A 17,166-nucleotide genomic window follows, 5' to 3' on the forward strand; every position below is an offset into this window, starting at 1 on the left:
AACATTTGTTCTTATTCTATCATAGTTCCTTTACAGCTTTGACTGTTTTCAATGCTGTTTTTAAATCATCATAAATAACGTTACCGACAACGACAATATCCGCATACGCAGCCATCGCTTTCGCCTCGTCTACAGACGTAATGCCGCCACCGTAAATTAATTTCGTGTCGTTTAAGACGCGGCTCACTTCATACACAAGGTCTGGGTCGCCGAACTTCCCGCTATATTCCATATAAAAGATTGGTAAATGGAACATTTTCTCTGCCATTTGTGCATAAGCGATAACATCATCATCGTCTAAATTTGTATTCGCTTCTGTTAATTCAGCGACTTTACAATCTGGATTTAAGACGCAATAACCTTCTGCGATAATTTCGTCCCAATTCATGATCATGCCATATTCTTTAATTGCTACTTGATGTAAATCTTTTACGAAATTCGTATTTTGACTATTTAAAACGGTCGGGATAAAGTAAAAATCATATCCCGGCGTAATCGATGCTAAATTTGATACTTCAAGTACGATTGGCACTGAAAAACGACGCACACGTGCCAGCAAATCGAGCACACCATCAATTGTTACATCATCAGTGCCGCCGACTAAAATGGCATCGGTGCCTGATTCACATAATTTTTCTAATGCCTCGTCATCAATGTCCTTTGCCGGATCTAATTTGAAGACGTGCTGCCAATTTTGAAATTCCATCGTTCTCCACCTTTATCAATTTTCTATTTAATAAGTATAACCTGTCTGTACATTTCCTGCGAATACGAAAAGGCCTGTTCCTACGTCAAGATGTGTGTAGGACAGGCCCTCGTTTTTGATTATTTACGTGTCGCTTCAGCGTAGCTTTTTTCGTCTGGATAAAGACGGCCAAGCATTTCGTCATAAGTGTCGTTACCATAGTCGAAGCAGCGACGTACACGCGAAATCGTCGCGGTAGATGCACCTGTTTCGTTTTTAATTGATTCATATGTTTTTTTCAAACGTAGTAAGTGTGCAACTTCAAAACGTTGCGCTAGTGATTGAATTTCACTAATCGTACATAAGTCATCAAAGAACCTGTAGCACTCCTCGATATCCTTTAATTCTAGTACCGCTTTAAACAGTTGCTCCGTTTGATGACCGCGAATTTTTTCGATTTGCATTGTGTTCTCCTCCTATAGAATAGGTTAGATTTTTACTATAATTCTCTTCCATTTTAGCACGTTGAAGCGCGTCGGAAAAGCATTAATACTTTCGCGAGTGAAAGTGTCGCACTTCAACGTGTGAAAGGGAATTTTAGCGCATAACCGATGGGAATAACACATCTTTTTTCTTCACATCAAAAATACCGCGTTGCGTCACGCGAATGTACGGTAAATGTGTCGCTTGTAAAAATAACAACGTATACATTAAGTCTCCGTGGCAATACCCACGTGCTTTTACAGCGTCGACTAAGCGCGTCTCTTCATCGATCAATTGTTCAACGGAATGATCTGACATTAAACCGCTAATGTCGAGTGCGATTTTTTCAACGACTGCCCCATTTTCAACGAGCACAACGCCACCATTCATCGCTTTCATCTCGTTAAACGCTTGCAACATCGCTTGCGCACTTTTCCCGATTAAAATAATGTCGCCCGTACTTGAATAGCTCGATGCAAACCCTTCGACGTGCGTCGCAAAACCTTTTAATAGCGTATTGACGCGCCATTTACCTTCACGATCAATGAGTACTAAGAAACATTCGTCATGTTCAGTTGATAAATCACCGTCATTCACATGAATATTAATGCTGTACGGTTTCGTAATGACATCGTTGACCATTTCTAAACCGAATGGCATTGAAAACTGAAAATCCGTTTCTGATAGCTCAAAGTCGAGCGCAAACGGAGTGCCGTAATCGTTTAATGGAAATTCAATCTTTTGTACTTTTTTGCCATCGCGTTTTAACCATTGCCCTTTCGATAAGACGCTCTCAGGGGTCGGATTTGTTTCGTCTGTTAGGACGTTAATATTCGCAAGTCTCCCGGTCGCAATGAAGCCTTGATGTTTATCTAAATTGTAATACCGTGCAATATTGTAAGACGCCATTTGATACGCATCAATCGTCGGCACGCCTGCATCAATGGCTGCACGGATACATTTATCCATTAAGCCATCTACATGGAAGTGTGGCATCGAGCCATCTGTCGTCATCATTAAATGATCAAATGCCGTAAATTGATCGTCCACCATATCTTTTAAGATGGCCGGTAAGTCTGGTCGAATAGAGGAATAGCGTAACGTCACGTCGTAACCATGTAACAAACGACGCTTCACTTCTTCATAGTTCATCGCCTCGTGATCACCATCTACGCCGAATAATTTCATCTTTGCAAGCGTTTTTGACGATGCGCCAGGTAAATGTCCTTCGACACGTTTTCCAGCAACGCCCGCAAGTTGTAGCCAATACATTAATTGGTCATCGCCGTCTAACAAACGTGGCCAAGCTGTTAATTCACCGACCATTAATACGTCTGGACGTTGCGCCCAATCTTTTAACGTATGACCTGAAAAGACGTTATGTTCACGAATGAGTTGCGTTTGAGAATCGAGACGTAACCACCAATAAAACGTAAATGGTAGCTGTTTTAAATCATCGAGTAGTTGAAATGCGTTATCGTCTTCCATGTGTAAAAAGAACGTTAAATTATCGCTTAAAAACGTCGTCGTACCTGTTTGTGCCGCGAAATCGGCAAACGTCGCGACGTTGTACAGTTGAAACGGATGGACGTGCGGTTCGATGTATCCTGGTACGAGTGTTTTGCCACTCATATCAATGATGTCCGTTCCGTCGACATTCGTAGGCAACGCTTCACCCGCATAAACGATACGCTCGCCTGCGATCCATATGTTACCGTGCACCCATTGCTTTAGCGTGCTATGTAAATAGCGTGCATTTTTGAGTAAGATTGATGGCGCTTTTTTGCCATCGAGTACATCTGCCTGTTCGTGTAGGTCATGTAGCTTCCAAGTTGTCTCAAGCATGTCTTTCCACCTCTTTCATTATTGTTTGTTATGATTTTTTCGTGATTCATAAATTTTAGACATATATCGTACACTATCGTACCATACGTCACCATGCTGAAAAACGCTTAACGTCAGTATTTAACATGAAATTTACAATAGGACGTCATTTTTTGTAAGCGTTATCATTTCTTAGTTTTTATTATGCCATAGGTACACAAAAAAAAGCTATCTGAACACGTCAGATAGCTTCAAAATTTACATTATTGAAATGTACGCCAACCGATATCTTTACGATAGAAGAAGTTTGGCCATTCATTCGCATCGATCGCTTCATACACTTGTTGCTGCGCTGCTTTTAAATCGTCCGCTTGCGCTGCTACGAGTAACACACGACCGCCGTTACCGACAAATTGGTCACCGTCTTTTTTCGTACCTGCGTGGAAGACGTTATAATTTGCTGATAGTTGTTCAAGGTTAGGAAGTGCATTGCCTTTTTGAACGTCTCCTGGATAACCTTCAGAAGCAATCACAACGCCTAATACTGCTTGATCAGACCACTGTAAATCAAACGGCTTTTTATCCATTAATGCCATCATAAATTCACCGAAATCACTTGTCATACGTGGCAGTACGACTTGCGTTTCAGGATCGCCGAAACGGGCGTTAAATTCAATTACTTTCGGACCGTCTTGCGTTAAAATAAGCCCTGCATATAAAATACCTGTAAATGATTTGCCCTCTTTTTCCATCGCTTCAACAGTCGGCACGACGATTTCATTATACGCACGCTTTACGACGTCTTCTGAAATTTGTGGCACTGGTGAATAGGCACCCATACCGCCCGTATTCGGCCCTTTATCTCCATCAAATGCACGTTTATGGTCTTGTGCAATAACCATCGGATAAATTTGACCGTCATGAACGAATGACATGTATGAAAATTCTTCGCCGTCTAAAAATTGTTCAATGACAACGCGTGATGACGATTCACCGAAACGTTGGTTACCGATCATATCACGTACAGCGTCAATCGCTTCTTTTTCTGTCATCGCCACGACAACGCCTTTACCTGCTGCAAGACCGTCCGCTTTGACGACAATTGGTGCGCCTTGTTTTTGAATGTATAGCGCTGCTTCTTCTGCATCTGTAAACGTCGCATAAGCTGCTGTTGGAATATCATATTTTTGCATCAATTGTTTCGCAAATGATTTAGAACCTTCAATTTGTGATGCTGCTTGTGTTGGACCGAAAATGCGTAAGCTTTCCGCTTGGAACGCATCGACGATACCTTCAGCAAGTGGTTGTTCAGGTCCGACGAACGTTAAGTCGATGCCGTTTGTTTTAACAAAATCAATTAAAGCTGGGAAATCGTTTTGTGCGATACCGACGATTGTCGCATCACCTTGCATACCGTCATTTCCTGGTGCTACAAAAACTTCTTCTACAGATGGTGCTACGTTAAATTGTTTTGCGATCGCGTGTTCACGACCACCACTACCGATTACAAGTACTTTCACAATGAGTTCCTCCTTATAAAAAGAACACGCAAATAGATGCGTGTTCTTTTTTTGTCGTTTATCATGCTTTATGAATTAGTGTTTGAAGTGACGAACGCCTGTTGTCACCATTGTAATGCCCGCAGCGTTTGCTACGTCGATTGAATCTTGGTCACGTTTAGAGCCACCTGGGTGGATAATCGCTGTAATGCCTGCTTTAATCGCCTCTTCTACCGTATCTGGCATTGGGAAGAACGCGTCTGATGCAAGTGCTGCACCTTTCGCTTTGTCACCCGCTTGTTCTAACGCGATTTTTGCAGAGCCGACGCGGTTCATTTGACCAGCGCCAACGCCTAATGTCATTTTATCGTCTGTCACAACGATGGCATTTGATTTCACGTGTTTTACAACTGACCAGCCAAGTTTAAGCGCTGCCCATTCTGCTTCTGTTGGTTCACGGTCTGTCACGACTTGAACGTCTGCTTCGTCAAAGCCGTAGCGGTCTGGTTCTTGTACGAGTAAACCACCTTCAACAGATACTGTGTTCCATTTATCTTTCGTATTTTGCTCGAATGAAATCGTTAGTAAGCGAATGTTTTTCTTCACTGTTAATTTTTCGATTGCTTCATCAGAGAATGATGGTGCGATGACGATTTCTAAGAAAATACTAGCAAGTTTTTCAGCTGTTGCTGCATCGACTTCACGGTTTAATGCGACAATCCCGCCAAAAATAGATGTTGAATCTGCTTCGTATGCTTCGTTGAATGCTTCAGCGATTGTTTCGCCAACACCGACGCCGCATGGGTTCATATGCTTCACTGCAACAGCTGCTGGTTGTGTAAATTCTTTCACGATTTGAAGCGCTGCGTTAGCATCTTGAATGTTGTTATAAGAAAGTTCTTTACCGTGTAATTGTTCAGCGTATGCCACTGAGAAGTCAGAAGCTAAACGTTTTTGATAGAATGCTGCTTTTTGGTGAGGGTTTTCACCGTAGCGTAACGGTTGTTTTAGTTCATATGTTAAAGTTAATTGTTCTGGGAACTCTTCGCCGACGTAGTCTGTTAAGTAGTTCGAGATGTATGAGTCGTAAGCTGCTGTATGGCGGAATACTTTTGCAGCTAAGCGACGGCGTGTTTCAAGTGTTGTTTGACCATCTGCTTTTAATTCAGCTAATACGCCTTCGTAATCACGTGCGTCTACGATCACTGTTACGTATTTTTGGTTTTTCGCTGCTGAACGTAGCATCGTAGGGCCACCGATATCGATGTTTTCAATCGCATCGACAAGCTCTACGTTTGGTTTTGAAATTGTTTCAACGAATGGGTAAAGGTTTACACAAACGATTTCAATCGGTGCAATACCGTGCTCGTCCATTTGTGCTTGGTGTTCAGGATCATCAAATTTCGCAAGTAAACCCCCGTGAATTAATGGGTTTAATGTTTTCACACGTCCGCCAAGAATTTCTGGGAAGTTCGTTACTTGGTCAACAGCTGTCACTGCGACACCGTTTTCTTGTAAATGTTTTTTCGTACCACCAGTTGATAAAATTTCATAGCCTAATGTTTCTAATTCCTTCGCAAATTCTAGAATGCCTGTTTTATCAGAAACACTGATTAATGCTCTTTTTGTCACTTTAAGTTCCCCCTTGGATTATGTACCGCTAATATGTCGTTATTTTACTTTAGTACACTAGCAAACTACTACAATAAAGTTTTTACCCTTATATATTACAATAAAATTCAGTTAATTGAATAAATATTTTAAAACTTCCGGATATAAATGGTGCTCAACCGCATGAATTTTACTTTCTGTCGCTTCTCGGTCACCGTCAACGACATCGACAGCACGCTGCATAATGATGCGACCTGTATCCATCCCTTCGTCGACATAATGAACCGTAACGCCTGTAATTTTCACGCCATGTGCCATCGCTTGACCGATCGCATCTTTTCCTGGGAATGATGGCAATAGCGATGGGTGAATGTTGACGATGCGATTCGGATACGCACCGAGTAACGTTGGACCGACGAGACGCATATAACCAGCTAATACGAGCCATTCGATGTTGCGTGCACGAAGCTGTGCTAAAATTGCTGCTTCATACGCCGCTTTATCCGCAAAATCTTTCGGACGAAGCGCTAGCACCTCGACACCAAATTTTTTCGCACGCTCGATTACGTAGGCATCTAGTTTATCAGTTACGACAAGTTTCACAGTCGCTTGAATGGTTCCTTCATTGATGGCTTGTTGAATCGCCTCGTAGTTTGAGCCGCTTCCCGATGCAAATACTGCAACGTTCGTCATTATGCAAGACTCCCATCATGTTCGCCTTCGAAAATGACACCTTCGCCTGTTACGACTTCACCGATTTTGTATGCTTTTTCACCGTGGCGTGCTGCTACTTCGATTAATTTATCCACATCTGCTGCTGGTACAGCTAATACGTAACCGATACCCATGTTGAAGACGTTGAATAAATCTTTTTGTTGTAGTGCACCTTGTTCTGCTAAGAAGTCAAAGATCGGCAGTATTGGCCAAGAACCTAGCTCAATTTTTGTCGCTAAACCTGCTGGCATCATACGTGGTAAGTTTTCGTAGAAACCGCCACCTGTGACGTGTGCCATACCGTGTACGTCCGCTTCTTTTAACATGTCTAATACTGGTTTTGCATAAATTTTCGTCGGTGTTAGTAATGCTTCACCGATTGGACCAAGATCTTCATAGCCTGCTACGACTTGATCTGGTGTATAACCTTTATCGGCAAAGACAATTTTACGTACTAATGAATAACCGTTTGAATGTACGCCGCTTGAAGCGATACCGACTAACACGTCACCTGCTGCAATGCGTTCACCTGTGACGATATCTTTTTTCTCACAAGCACCGACTGCAAATCCTGCTAAATCGTATTCATCTTCATCGTAAAGCCCTGGCATTTCAGCTGTTTCGCCACCGATAAGTGCGGCACCTGATTGTACACAACCATCTGCTACACCTTTGACGATTTGCTCGATTTTCGCTGGTACAGCTTTCCCAACAGCTACGTAATCTAAGAAATAAAGTGGTTCTGCGCCTTGTGCAACGATGTCATTGACACACATTGCGACAGCGTCAATACCGATTGTGTCGTGCTTGTCGACCATAAATGCTAATTTTAATTTCGTACCGACACCGTCAGTACCTGAAATTAATACAGGCTCTTTTAAATTCAATGACGATAAATCAAACATGCCACCGAAACCACCGAATGTTCCCATAATCCCTTTACGTTCTGTACGGGCAACGTGTGATTTCATACGTTGTACGGCTTCATAGCCTGCCTCAATATTTACACCAGCTTGTTCATATGCTTTTGACACAACTTTTCACTCCTTAGTTTTGTAACTCTTTTTCATGTGGTAGTACAGTATCTGCGAAAATCTTTGTTGGGTATTCCCCTGTGAAACATGCAAGACATAAACCGCGATTTGCTTCGTCAAATGGACGTTCTGTCGCTTCGATCATGCCTTCTGGCGATAAAAATGTTAATGAATCTGCACCGATTGCTTCGCGAATTTCTTCAACGGATTTCGTTGAAGCGATTAATTCTTCACTCGTTGATGTATCAATGCCGTAGTAGCAAGGGTTCGACATCGGTGGTGAACTAATGACAACGTGTATTTCTGACGCGCCTGCTTCTTTTAACATTGTGACGATACGGCGTGATGTCGTACCGCGTACGATTGAATCATCGACCATGACGACACGTTTGCCTTTCACGACTTGTACGACTGGTGATAATTTCATTTTTACACCACGTTCGCGTAATTCTTGTGTTGGTTGGATAAACGTACGGCCGACGTAGCGGTTTTTAATTAAACCGAGCTCGTACGGTAAGCCACTCTCCTCAGCAAACCCGATTGCTGCGGAAATACTAGAATCCGGCACACCTGTTACGACGTCCGCTTCGATATGCGCACATTCACGTGCAAGTTGACGACCCATACGTTTACGTGCCATATGGACGTTAATGCCGTCGATGTCTGAGTCAGGTCGTGCTAAGTAAACGTACTCCATCGCACACATCGCGCGATTTTGGTCGACTGCGAAGCGTTCTGATGTTACACCGTTATCGTTAATAACGAGTAATTCACCAGGTTCGACATCGCGGATATATGCCGCACCGATTAAATCGAATGCACACGTTTCAGATGCGACGACATAACCGTCACCTAGTTTACCGAGTGCCAGTGGACGTAACCCCTGTGGATCGCGGGCAACGATCATTTCATCTTTTGTCATAATTAAAAATGAATACGCACCGATTAATAAGTTCAAAGCGCTTTTCACTTTTTCTTTGAACGGTAGTAACGTTGAGCGCTTAATTAAATGCGCGACAACTTCTGTATCTGAGCTAGAGTGGAAAATGCTACCTTGGCGTTCCAGATGCTTTTTCAAACGATTGGCGTTCACTAAGTTCCCGTTATGAGCAATCGACAAGCTACCTGTTGATGAGTGAAACAATAGTGGTTGAACGTTTTCAATACCATTGCCACCCGCTGTTGCATAACGTACGTGTGCGATCGCAGCAAAACCATCAACGGCACGTAATTTTTCTTCATCAAATACGTCGTTGACAAGGCCTTCACCTTTGACCGCTTTTAAACGTTCACGATCTGTTACAACGATACCAGCACCTTCTTGTCCACGGTGTTGTAAGGCGTGTAGCCCATAGTAACTTAATTGCGCTGGGTTTTCGTTGTTCCAAATCCCAAACACACCACATTCTTCGTTTAAGCCTCTGAGTTCAGCAAGCATGTGATAGCTCCTTTCCAAGCGTCATGGAATTGTGCTACGGCGCCTTGTACGTAAACCGTACCGTCTGTTCCTTTAAGAACTAAATCTGCATTCGGTGTAACGATACCGACTTTGCGTGCTGCAGGAACGATTTCTTCAAATTGTGCGGCAGCTTCTTGTTTCACTGTTACGACGAAACGAGATTGTGATTCAGCAAATAGTGCTGTCGTTGCAGAGCCTTCAAGTTCAACTTCTAAACCGAAGTTTGTACCGAATACTGTTTCAGCAAGTGCAACAGCTAAACCACCTTCTGCAACGTCATGTGCAGATTGAACAGTGCCCGCTTTAATCGCTTGTAGTAGGGCTTGTTGGTGCGCTTGTTCGATGTCTAAATCGATTGATGGTGCTAGACCGAAAATTTTGCCGTCATTTAATAACTTTTGAAGTTCTGAACCACCGAATTCTGTTTTCGTTTCGCCGATAACATATACGATGTCGCCAGCTTGTTTCACTTCTTGCGTCGTTACGTGTGATAAGTCTTCTACTAAACCGACCATACCGATTGTAGGCGTTGGATAAATCGCCTCTGAGCTACGTTCGTTGTAAAGGGATACGTTACCACCGATGACTGGTGCGTTTAACGCGCGACATGCATCTGAAATACCGTCTGCAGATTTTTCAATTTGCCAGAAGATTTCAGGTTTCTCAGGGTTACCGAAGTTTAAGCAGTCTGTGATTGCAAGGGGTTGACCACCTGACGCAACAATATTACGCGCTGCTTCTGCAACAGCGATTTTACCACCAACTTCAGGATCTAAATAAATGTAGCGAGAATTACAGTCTGTCGTCATCGCAAGTCCTTTGTTCGTACCGCGTACACGAATAACAGCAGCGTCACTACCTGGTGCAACGACTGTTGATGTACGCACTTGGTAATCATATTGGCCGTAAACCCATTCTTTCGAAGCGATTGTTGGCTGTTGTAATAGCTGGATCAATGTTTGTTTATGATCGTCAACAGTCGGCTCTTCGTTTTGCATTTGTTGGAATTCCTCGTAGTAAGCAGGAACAGCAGATGGTTTATGGTAAACAGGTGCATCTTCTGCTAACGCATCGACTGGCACGTCTGCAACGACTTCACCGTGATGAATTAAGCGGAATTGTTTATCGTCTGTTACGACACCGACTGCAACTGCATCTAAGCCGTATTTTGCGAATAGGTCAACGATTGGTTGCTCTTCGCCTTTTTTCACGACAACTAACATACGCTCTTGTGATTCAGAAAGCATCATTTCATAAGCCGTCATCCCTGTCTCACGTTGTGGTACTAAGTCTAAGTTCATTTCGATACCAGAACCCGCTTTTGATGCCATTTCTGATGCAGACGATGTCAGACCTGCCGCACCCATATCTTGAATGCCGACTAAGCTATCCATTTTCACAAGCTCTAAGCACGCTTCAAGTAATAGTTTTTCCATAAATGGGTCACCAACTTGAACAGCTGGACGGTTTTCATCAGATGTTTCCGTTAATTCTTCAGAAGCGAATGTCGCACCGTGAATACCGTCACGACCTGTTTTTGCGCCGACATACATCACTGTATTGCCGACACCAGCCGCAATCCCTTTTTGAATATCATCGTGGTTAATTAAACCAACACACATCGCGTTGACTAATGGGTTGCCTTCGTAACAAGGATCAAATTGAATTTCACCGCCGACTGTTGGGATACCGATACAGTTACCGTAACCTGCGATACCTGCGACAACTTCTTCAAATAAATATTTCACACGTTTCGATGCGTCTAGTTCACCGAAGCGTAACGAGTTCAGCATTGCGACCGGACGTGCACCCATTGAAAATACGTCACGAATAATACCGCCGACACCCGTTGCTGCACCTTGGTACGGTTCGATTGCTGATGGGTGGTTATGTGATTCCATTTTGAATACAACGGCTTGGTTGTCACCGATATCAACGATACCAGCACCTTCACCAGGACCTTGTAATACTTGTGGACCTTCTGTTGGGAATTTACGTAATACAGGTTTTGAGTTTTTGTAAGAGCAATGTTCTGACCACATAACCGAGAATAGACCAAGTTCTGTCCAGTTCGGTAAGCGACCTAAAATCTTTTCAACTAGTTCAAACTCGCTGTCGCTCATTCCTAAATCTGCATACATACGTTGTTCTTTAATTTGCGCTGCTGTTGGCTCAAGCTTAGTTGACATTTGATTCCCTCCACTGCTTTACAATTGATTTGAATAAATTAAGACCATCTGCGCCGCCGATTAGTTCGTTCACTGCGCGTTCTGGGTGAGGCATCATGCCGAGTACGTTACCGCGCTCGTTAATGATACCTGCGATATTTTCTAAACTACCATTCGGGTTGTCGCCGTCGTACGTGAAGACGATTTGATTGTTGTCTTTTAGTTGTTGTAACGTTGCGTCGTCACAGTAGTAGTTTCCTTCGCCATGTGCGATCGGAATATTGATAACTTCACCAGCTTCATAACCATTTGTGAAACCTGTGTTATTGTTTTCTACTTTTAAACCGACTGTACGGCAAATGAATTTTAAGTCGCGGTTACGTAACAGTGCGCCTGGCAGTAGACCGGCTTCTGTTAAGATTTGGAATCCGTTACATACACCAAGAACAGGTTTTCCTGCTTCAGCGGCTTTTTTCACTTCTTTCATGACGTTCGATTGATTGGCCATAGCACCACAACGTAAGTAATCTCCGTAAGAGAAACCACCTGGCACTAAAATACCGTCATATGCACTTAAATCTGTTGCGTCGTGCCAAACGTATTCTGCTTCTTCACCAAGTTCGTCCTTGATTGCGTGATACATGTCCAAATCACAGTTCGACCCAGGGAATACGAGTACTGCGAATTTCATGTTAGTTAGCCTCCTCGACTTCGTAACGGTAGTCTTCGATGACTGTGTTCGTTAGTAGTTTTTCACACATTTCTTTAACAGCTGTATCAACATCGCGTTCTGCGTCTGTTAGTTGTAATTCTAGGAATTTACCGATGCGTACGTCTTGTACTTCTTCGTATCCCATGTTGTGTAGTGAATTCATCACTGCTGAACCTTGTGGATCTAAAACACTTTCGCGTAATGTTACGTATACTTTGACCTTTTTCATATTAAGCTTGTCCTCCTAGACGAGAAAGAATAATTTGGTAAACCTCTGTTAAATCACCTAAACCGCGGCGGAACACATCTTTATCTAAATGTGCGTTCGTTTCCACGTCCCAAAGACGGCACGTATCAGGTGAAATTTCATCTGCTAATAAAACGTTACCAGCCGCATCGCGACCAAACTCAAGTTTGAAGTCGACAAGCGTTACGCCGATTTCTTTAAAGAATGGTGCCATCACTTCATTGACATGTAATGCTTGGTCGTATAAAGCTTGCACTTCTTCTTTCGTTGCAATACCTAAAATATCAATGTGCTCGTTGTTGATGATCGGGTCACCTAGATCATCATCTTTGTAGTAGAACTCTACGATCGTGCGTGGTAACACTGTGCCCTCTTCCATGCCTAAACGTTTCGCAAGGCTTCCTGCAGCGATGTTACGTACAACGACTTCAATTGGAATAATGTCGACTTTTTTCACTAATTGATCTGTATCATTTAGCTTTTCGATAAAGTGAGATTCGATGCCAGCTGCTTGAAGCTTATCGAAAATGAGTGATGTAATGCTGTTGTTCAGTACACCTTTCCCAGCAATCTCCGCTTTTTTCTCACCGTTAAATGCGGTTGCGCTATCTTTGTAAGAAACGTATAACACGTTTTCTGTATCTGTTGCATATAATCGTTTTGCTTTACCTTCATATAAAAGTTGACCTTTTTCCACTTTGAATTCCCCCGTAGGATAAATAGTTTATTGAATAATCGAAATTTTCTTTATGTACACCAGCACGGATGCTGGTGATATTTAAATTAGTCGTTTAAGCCAAGACGTTCGAAAATCATATCAACATTTTTCAGGTGATAGTTGTAGTCGAAGCAGTCATCGATTTCTTCTGCAGATAATAAACCTGAAATTTTTTCGTTAGCTTCTACTAATGGACGGAATTGAATTTGCTCATCCCAAGAACGTGCAGTTAATGGTTGTACTGTGTCGTAAGCTTCTTCACGAGAAAGACCTTTTTCGATTAAAGCAAGTAACACACGTTGTGAGTAAATTAAACCGAATGTACGCGTCATGTTACGTTTCATGTTTTCTGGGAACACTGTTAAGTTTTTCACGATGTTACCGAAACGGTTTAACATGTAGTTGATCGCGATTGTCGTATCAGGAATGATGACGCGCTCTGCTGATGAGTGAGAAATATCACGTTCGTGCCATAATGGAACGTTTTCGTAAGCAGTAAGCATATGACCGCGTACTAGGCGTGCCATACCGACCATGTTTTCAGAACCGATTGGGTTACGTTTATGTGGCATTGCAGAAGAACCTTTTTGACCTTTTGCGAAACCTTCTTCTACTTCACGTGTTTCTGATTTTTGTAAGCCACGTACTTCTGTTGCGAATTTTTCGATTGATGTTGCGATTAATGCTAGCACTGAGAAGTATTCAGCGTGACGGTCACGTTGAAGTGTTTGTGTAGAAATTGGGGCTGGTGTTAAACCTAATTTTTCACAAACGAATTTTTCTACGAATGGGTCGATGTTTGCATATGTACCAACCGCACCAGAGATTTTACCAGCTTCAATCGTTTTTGCAGCAGCTTCGAAGCGCGCTTGGTTACGACGCATTTCTTCTAACCATAAAGCAAGTTTTAAACCGAATGTTGTAGGTTCTGCGTGAACGCCGTGTGTACGACCCATGCATACTGTCATTTTGTGTTCTTTTGCTTTTGCTGTAATGATATCGATGAAGTTTTGGATATCTTTGCGGATAATGTCGTTCGCTTGTTTAATTTGGTAAGAAAGCGCAGTATCTACGACGTCAGTTGACGTTAAACCGTAGTGTACCCATTTACGTTCGTCACCAAGTGTTTCAGAAACGGCACGTGTAAATGCTACGACATCGTGGCGTGTTTCTTTTTCGATTTCTAAAATGCGTTCGATATCGAATGATGCATTTTCACGTAATTTTTTTACGTCTTCTTTCGGAATAACACCTAGCTCAGACCAAGCTTCACATGCTAGAATTTCAACTTCTAACCATGCATTATAGCGATTTTCATCTGTCCAAATTGCGCCCATTTCGGGACGTGTATAACGTGCGATCATTGTATAAAGTTCTCCTTCTTACTCTGCCCAGATAGCAGATTGTTGTATTTGTTGTAAGGTATGATTCACATCATCCGTCATTATTGTAACATGTCCCATTTTACGATTGTGCTTCGCTTCAGATTTTCCATATAAATGAATCGACCAATCAGGGAACTTGCCGATCGAATTGATGACAGGTACGACATGTTGTCCTAACACATTGACCATAATCGATGGTGCGTGTAGTTTCGGCTTACGAAGTGGCCAGCCGCATACAGCGCGAATGTGTTGATGGAATTGTGAAATATTGCAAGCTTCGATTGAGTAATGTCCTGAATTGTGAGGGCGTGGTGCTAATTCGTTGATGACGATTGAACCGTCTTCTAAGACGAACATTTCCACCGCAAGCGTTCCGACTAAATCAAGCGCATCTGCAATTTTAATTGCTTCTTGTTCTGCTTGTTCGAGCGTCGATTGCGCAACGCGTGCAGGAACGATCGTTTCATGTAAAATGTGATTTACATGGACATTTTCACCCATCGGTAAGCAATATGTTTCGCCAAGTGTATTTCGTTGAACGATGACCGATACTTCTTTCGTGAACGGTACGAACGCTTCCGCTACACATGATGAGTGTTCAAACAATTTTTCAGCACCGACTAAGTCTGCAGCTGATGCTAATGTGAGCTGACCTTTACCGTCATAACCGCCACGTGCTGTTTTGACGACACATGGATAACCAATTTGTTGGATATTTGTCAGTAACTCTTGATAGTCATGTGCGACGATATACGGTGCGACAGGGCTACCTGCTTGTGTAATGGCTGCTTTTTCTAAAATACGATCTTGCGTCGTACGTACGAGCTCAGCGCCTTGTGGTACGTAAGCAATTTCCGTTAAGCGTTTTAAGCCTTCATAGTCGATGTTTTCAAATTCGTATGTAATGACATCACTAATTTCTGCTAACTCTTCTAACGCGGCTTCGTCGTCATATGGCGCGACGATGCGAATGTCTGCTACTTGCCCACATGGAGAATCCATCGAAGGTTCAAGCACAGCAATTTTAAAGCCTGCTTCTTTTGCCGCTAATGCCATCATACGACCTAATTGTCCGCCGCCGATAATACCGATTGTTTGCCCTGGATAAATCGTCGTTGTCACTGTAGATCACCTGTGCTTTCCATCGCTTTCGCTTTCATGCTTAAACGACGTGCTTCTAATTTATCTGTGATTGCTTGATCAGTCGTTGATAAAATTTGTGCTGCTAGTAAGCCGGCATTTGTTGCGCCAGCCTTACCAATCGCCACAGTCGCTACAGGCACACCGCCAGGCATTTGTACGATTGATAATAGTGAATCTAAACCATTTAATGCGCGAGATTGAACCGGTACACCAATCACAGGTAATGTCGTTTTCGCCGCTACCATTCCTGGTAAATGCGCTGCGCCACCTGCACCTGCAATGATCACTGCAATTCCGCGTTTGCGTGCTTCTTCAGCATACTCAAACATTAAGTCTGGAGTTCGATGTGCTGATACTACTCGTTTTTCATAAGGAATGTCTAGCTCGTCTAAAATGTCGCATGCGTGCTTCATCGTTTCCCAATCGCTAGAACTTCCCATAATGACACCAATTTTCGGATTCATCTATATACGCTCCTTTGGACAAATAAAAATCCCCGAATAACTTGCTCTCTACATACTAATGTGGAAAAGCATCGTTACTCGAGGAGCGAAACGTTCCTGCATCCCCCTCTGTGAATGCAGTCCAATTGTGCTCAAGCGCTTGCTTTCCCGCATAGTCCAACATTTACGGTGTCGGGTAGAGACACTAGAGCCAATCCTCTAGCATATATGTGGGAGATATTGTTTTCATTGCCATTCTAACAACGCTACGGAAAGAAGTCAATAAAAAACGAACAATTAATTTTACTAAAAACTAATCGTTCGCCTTTTTAATGCATTTTTAATTTGTTTCTGCTAAAACACCTTTAAATTTAATCAATTGTCGAACTGGAATAGGATTACCGTCGATCATTTCGAATAATGGCTCCTCTTTTCGGCCAGCGGGCATATACCCATCTTTCTGCATTCTTTCCAAACATTCACTAATTGTTTCATTTTCTTCTACTTCATACCATACGGTTTTCTTTGCCAATCTAGTACACTTCCTTATATTTCTTTGCCCTTACATTACATTGAATAATGATGAAATACAACAGATATCTTAACGGTGTGACACAATCGACACGTCTTTTCCCATCATTTCCATTTCATCATACATACCTCTTGAGATTCAACGAATTGAACGCTCGTTAAACGACCGCTTACTATTTAAATAGAAGAAACTCAAAATATTCCGAGAATACATGTCTTTTTCTAAATAAATAAAAAAAGCACTGACTATGTCAGCGCTTTTCAGTGTGCCTAGCGACGTTCTACTCTCGCAGGGGGAAACCCCCAACTACCATTGACGCTAAAGAGCTTAACTTCTGTGTTCGGCATGGGAACAGGTGTGACCTCTTTGCCATCATCACTAGACTTATATTCAAGTCGTTCACTTGATTACATATATTATATTAACATAATTTCAGTAACTTGTCTATGTTTTTTTTAAAAAAAGAAATAAAAAAAGAAGCACTGATCAAGTCAGGGCTTCTTTAATGT

Annotated in this window: 16 protein-coding genes, 1 rRNA gene and 1 riboswitch; all 17 genes read right to left on the reverse strand. The window is 42.5% G+C overall.

Annotated features, from left to right (window positions below; all coding sequences use genetic code 11):
- Positions 1-19: 19 nt before the first annotated feature.
- The 17 genes from pcrB to rrf all read right to left on the reverse strand — a co-directional run bounded on the left by pcrB (position 20) and on the right by rrf (position 17,040).
- Entirely contained in the window at positions 20-706 is a 687-nt protein-coding gene (gene pcrB / locus KMHG_RS15525) for a heptaprenylglyceryl phosphate synthase (protein WP_010290916.1), read from the reverse strand.
- Between the two features lie 119 nt (positions 707-825).
- Positions 826-1,149, reverse strand: a complete 324-nt coding sequence (locus KMHG_RS15530) for a YerC/YecD family TrpR-related protein (RefSeq protein ID WP_010290917.1) — start codon at positions 1,147-1,149, stop codon at positions 826-828.
- A 133-nt stretch (positions 1,150-1,282) separates the two neighbouring features.
- Positions 1,283-3,013, reverse strand: a complete 1,731-nt coding sequence (locus tag KMHG_RS15535) for an adenine deaminase C-terminal domain-containing protein (protein WP_010290918.1) — start codon at positions 3,011-3,013, stop codon at positions 1,283-1,285.
- A gap of 242 nt (positions 3,014-3,255) precedes the next feature.
- Positions 3,256-4,512: a phosphoribosylamine--glycine ligase gene (purD, locus tag KMHG_RS15540; protein WP_010290919.1), complete on the reverse strand. Its 1,257-nt coding sequence runs from the start codon at positions 4,510-4,512 to the stop codon at positions 3,256-3,258.
- A 75-nt stretch (positions 4,513-4,587) separates the two neighbouring features.
- Entirely contained in the window at positions 4,588-6,123 is a 1,536-nt protein-coding gene (purH, locus tag KMHG_RS15545) for a bifunctional phosphoribosylaminoimidazolecarboxamide formyltransferase/IMP cyclohydrolase (RefSeq protein ID WP_010290920.1), read from the reverse strand.
- Positions 6,124-6,234: 111 nt separating this feature from the next.
- Positions 6,235-6,795 (reverse strand): phosphoribosylglycinamide formyltransferase, encoded by a 561-nt coding sequence (gene purN, locus KMHG_RS15550; RefSeq protein ID WP_010290921.1) that lies wholly within the window; start codon positions 6,793-6,795, stop codon positions 6,235-6,237.
- The gene (purM, locus tag KMHG_RS15555) at positions 6,795-7,850 is read right to left on the reverse strand and encodes a phosphoribosylformylglycinamidine cyclo-ligase (protein ID WP_010290922.1); all 1,056 of its coding nucleotides are present in this window, start codon (positions 7,848-7,850) and stop codon (positions 6,795-6,797) included. Before purM ends, purN begins: the two co-directional genes overlap by 1 nt.
- Positions 7,851-7,863: 13 nt before the next feature.
- The gene (purF, locus tag KMHG_RS15560; protein WP_010290924.1) at positions 7,864-9,288 is read right to left on the reverse strand and encodes an amidophosphoribosyltransferase; all 1,425 of its coding nucleotides are present in this window, start codon (positions 9,286-9,288) and stop codon (positions 7,864-7,866) included.
- Positions 9,264-11,498: a phosphoribosylformylglycinamidine synthase subunit PurL gene (gene purL / locus KMHG_RS15565; protein ID WP_010290925.1), complete on the reverse strand. Its 2,235-nt coding sequence runs from the start codon at positions 11,496-11,498 to the stop codon at positions 9,264-9,266. Before purL ends, purF begins: the two co-directional genes overlap by 25 nt.
- On the reverse strand, positions 11,488-12,168 hold the full coding sequence (gene purQ / locus KMHG_RS15570; protein ID WP_010290926.1) for a phosphoribosylformylglycinamidine synthase subunit PurQ: 681 nt from the start codon (positions 12,166-12,168) through the stop codon (positions 11,488-11,490). The genes purL and purQ overlap by 11 nt, the downstream gene beginning before the upstream one ends.
- Before the next feature lies 1 nt (position 12,169).
- On the reverse strand, positions 12,170-12,418 hold the full coding sequence (purS, locus tag KMHG_RS15575; RefSeq protein WP_010290927.1) for a phosphoribosylformylglycinamidine synthase subunit PurS: 249 nt from the start codon (positions 12,416-12,418) through the stop codon (positions 12,170-12,172).
- A gap of 1 nt (position 12,419) precedes the next feature.
- Positions 12,420-13,133, reverse strand: coding sequence for a phosphoribosylaminoimidazolesuccinocarboxamide synthase (gene purC / locus KMHG_RS15580; RefSeq protein WP_010290928.1), 714 nt, complete (start codon positions 13,131-13,133; stop codon positions 12,420-12,422).
- An 86-nt stretch (positions 13,134-13,219) separates the two neighbouring features.
- The gene (purB, locus tag KMHG_RS15585; protein WP_010290931.1) at positions 13,220-14,518 is read right to left on the reverse strand and encodes an adenylosuccinate lyase; all 1,299 of its coding nucleotides are present in this window, start codon (positions 14,516-14,518) and stop codon (positions 13,220-13,222) included.
- 18 nt (positions 14,519-14,536) lie between these two features.
- Entirely contained in the window at positions 14,537-15,661 is a 1,125-nt protein-coding gene (gene purK / locus KMHG_RS15590; protein ID WP_010290932.1) for a 5-(carboxyamino)imidazole ribonucleotide synthase, read from the reverse strand.
- Complete coding sequence (gene purE, locus KMHG_RS15595; protein WP_010290933.1) at positions 15,658-16,146, reverse strand: 5-(carboxyamino)imidazole ribonucleotide mutase; 489 nt, start codon at positions 16,144-16,146, stop codon at positions 15,658-15,660. The genes purK and purE overlap by 4 nt, the downstream gene beginning before the upstream one ends.
- Positions 16,147-16,278: 132 nt before the next feature.
- A riboswitch (purine riboswitch) is annotated at positions 16,279-16,377 on the reverse strand.
- Positions 16,378-16,465: 88 nt separating this feature from the next.
- A complete protein-coding gene (locus KMHG_RS15600) occupies positions 16,466-16,657 on the reverse strand; it encodes an NETI motif-containing protein (RefSeq protein ID WP_010290934.1) in 192 nt (63 codons plus the stop codon).
- Between the two features lie 267 nt (positions 16,658-16,924).
- A 5S ribosomal RNA gene (gene rrf, locus KMHG_RS15605) occupies positions 16,925-17,040 on the reverse strand.
- Between the last annotated feature and the right edge of the window lie 126 nt (positions 17,041-17,166).

Origin of the sequence: Kurthia massiliensis, from assembly GCF_000285555.1 — a bacterium.
Lineage (GTDB): Bacteria > Bacillota > Bacilli > Bacillales_A > Planococcaceae > Kurthia > Kurthia massiliensis.

Coding starts and splice junctions, on each gene's coding strand:
- pcrB (WP_010290916.1), bottom strand. CDS start 706: ATGGAATTTCAAAATTGGCAGCACGTCTTCAAATTAGATCCGGCAAAG.
- KMHG_RS15530 (WP_010290917.1), bottom strand. CDS start 1,149: ATGCAAATCGAAAAAATTCGCGGTCATCAAACGGAGCAACTGTTTAAA.
- KMHG_RS15535 (WP_010290918.1), bottom strand. CDS start 3,013: ATGCTTGAGACAACTTGGAAGCTACATGACCTACACGAACAGGCAGAT.
- purN (WP_010290921.1), bottom strand. CDS start 6,795: ATGACGAACGTTGCAGTATTTGCATCGGGAAGCGGCTCAAACTACGAG.
- purF (WP_010290924.1), bottom strand. CDS start 9,288: ATGCTTGCTGAACTCAGAGGCTTAAACGAAGAATGTGGTGTGTTTGGG.
- purL (WP_010290925.1), bottom strand. CDS start 11,498: ATGTCAACTAAGCTTGAGCCAACAGCAGCGCAAATTAAAGAACAACGT.
- purQ (WP_010290926.1), bottom strand. CDS start 12,168: ATGAAATTCGCAGTACTCGTATTCCCTGGGTCGAACTGTGATTTGGAC.
- purS (WP_010290927.1), bottom strand. CDS start 12,418: ATGAAAAAGGTCAAAGTATACGTAACATTACGCGAAAGTGTTTTAGAT.
- purB (WP_010290931.1), bottom strand. CDS start 14,518: ATGATCGCACGTTATACACGTCCCGAAATGGGCGCAATTTGGACAGAT.
- purE (WP_010290933.1), bottom strand. CDS start 16,146: ATGAATCCGAAAATTGGTGTCATTATGGGAAGTTCTAGCGATTGGGAA.